1 protein-coding gene is annotated in these 2,009 nt (G+C 52.4%); it reads left to right on the top strand.

Annotation, left to right across the window (positions count from 1 at the left end; translation table 11 throughout):
- Positions 1 to 201: 201 nt before the first annotated feature.
- A complete protein-coding gene (locus HW443_RS10865; protein WP_176235895.1) occupies positions 202 to 1,656 on the top strand; it encodes an RtcB family protein in 1,455 nt (484 codons plus the stop codon).
- Positions 1,657 to 2,009: the final 353 nt, after the last annotated feature.

Below are 2,009 nucleotides of genomic sequence, written 5' to 3' on the forward strand. Positions count from 1 at the left end.
TTTAATTGAGCCGCAACATATTGTAGGTATTCAGGTAAATGACGTTGTAGGGATATAATGTAATATAACATTCTGCTAATCAGGAAACATCATGAGCTGGCGGAACACAAGTAGCCTGTTTGATATAACAGTTACAATAACGACGGGCCTGATTTCCAAGAGAGCTACCTGGAGTTTTAGTCTACTGTGAGGTGTTGTGTGATGCAGATCGCTGGCCTGGAGGTGAGACAGCTCTCACCCTTCAAATGGGAGATTCCTCAGGATGAGTCCCGGGGAATGAGGGTTCCTGGCATTATCTTCATCGACCAGAGCATGTTAGAGCAGGCCATAAAGGATCGAGCTGCGGAGCAGGTGATCAACGTAGCCACTCTCCCCGGCATAGTCCATGCCTCTCTAGCCATGCCCGATATTCACTGGGGCTACGGCTTTCCCATCGGAGGCGTGGCAGCCATGGATGCGAAAGAAGGAGTTATTTCACCCGGGGGAGTTGGTTTTGATATCGCCTGCGGGATCAGGCTCCTGCGAACCAACCTTAGCCAGGAAGATGTGGATAAGGTCAAGTCGGAGCTGATGCAAGAGCTGAACAGAAACGTCCCCAAGGGAGTGGGAAAGTCTGGAAGAGTCAAGTTGGACCGCAGTGAGTTTAACAAAGCTATAACCAGGGGTGCCAGATGGGGCATCGGCCGGGGCTATGGATGGGAGGAAGACATAGAGTTCCTGGAACGCAGAGGATGTCTGGCAGGAGCCGATTCCGATGCCGTCAGCCAGCACGCCTACGAACGAGGACACGACCAGATTGGCACTCTTGGCTCGGGCAATCATTTTGTGGAGATCCAGGTAGTGGAAGAGATCCACGATGAGGAGACGGCCCGGGCCTGCGGGCTCTCCCCGGGGCAGATCACAGTAATGATCCATTCTGGTTCGCGGGGATTTGGGCACCAGATCTGCACCGATTATCTTAAAGTCATGGAGAGAGTCACCGCCAGAATGGGCTATCGGTTGCCGGACAGGCAACTGGCCTGTGCTCCCATAAAGAGCGAAGAGGGAATTAAATATGCTGGTGCTCTGGCCTGCGGAGTCAACTACGCGGTTCTCAACAGACAGCTTCTTACCCACTGGGTCAGGGAGTCCTTTGAGCGGGTCTTCAGGGCCAGTGCCCGTAAGCTGGGCATGAACATCATCTATGACAACTCTCATAACCTGGCCCTCTTTGAAGAACACCAAATCAACGGTATTAAAAAAGAACTCTGTGTCCATCGCAAGGGAGCTACCAGGGCCTTCGGACCTGGCCACCCCGATCTACCCGAGAATTACAAATCTATTGGGCAGCCCATCGTTGTGCCGGGAGATATGGGTACTTGCTCCTTTCTCCTTTTGGGAACAGAGGAGGCCATGAAGGAAAGCTTCGGGTCCACCTGTCATGGGGCTGGCCGCATGATGAGCCGATCAGAGGCTAAGAGGAGGATTAGCGGATCAGAGCTCAAAAGCGCTCTGGAGGCCCGAGGAATATCCATCATGGCTGACTCCATGCCCGGCCTGGCGGAGGAAGCTCCAGACGCCTATAAAGATGTCAGCAAGGTAGTGGAGATATGTGTGGGTGCCGGGATTTCCAGAAAAGTGGCCAGGATGGTCCCCATTGGGGTGTTGAAGGGGTAAGGGCAACAGGATTTTAGCCTCCCCAAAAGTGCCAGGAAGACTGAACCCAACGCTGTTCTCACGTCTACCAGGAAGGCCAGGTTGTTTTTTTGTGGCTGGTCTCATATATGATTCTTATTCCAATATCACCAGGAAAGGTCTAAATCTTGGGAAATTTCTGGATATAGGTTTACATCCCTACTCCCCTGTGGTAACTTAAGAGCGATAAGTCCAATATGCTCCGAAAAGCGTGGAAGGAGGTGAGAAATGGTAGAGGCACCTACACCCCTCTCTCGGCCCGCAGCTCTGAGCGATCAGAATAAGTTATTAGCTGCTCTGGGCTATCCCATTGGAATCGTGGCCCTCATCCTGGC

This window comes from Candidatus Hakubella thermalkaliphila (assembly GCF_013281975.1).
In the GTDB taxonomy this organism is placed as follows: Bacteria; Actinomycetota; Humimicrobiia; order Hakubellales; family Hakubellaceae; genus Hakubella; species Hakubella thermalkaliphila.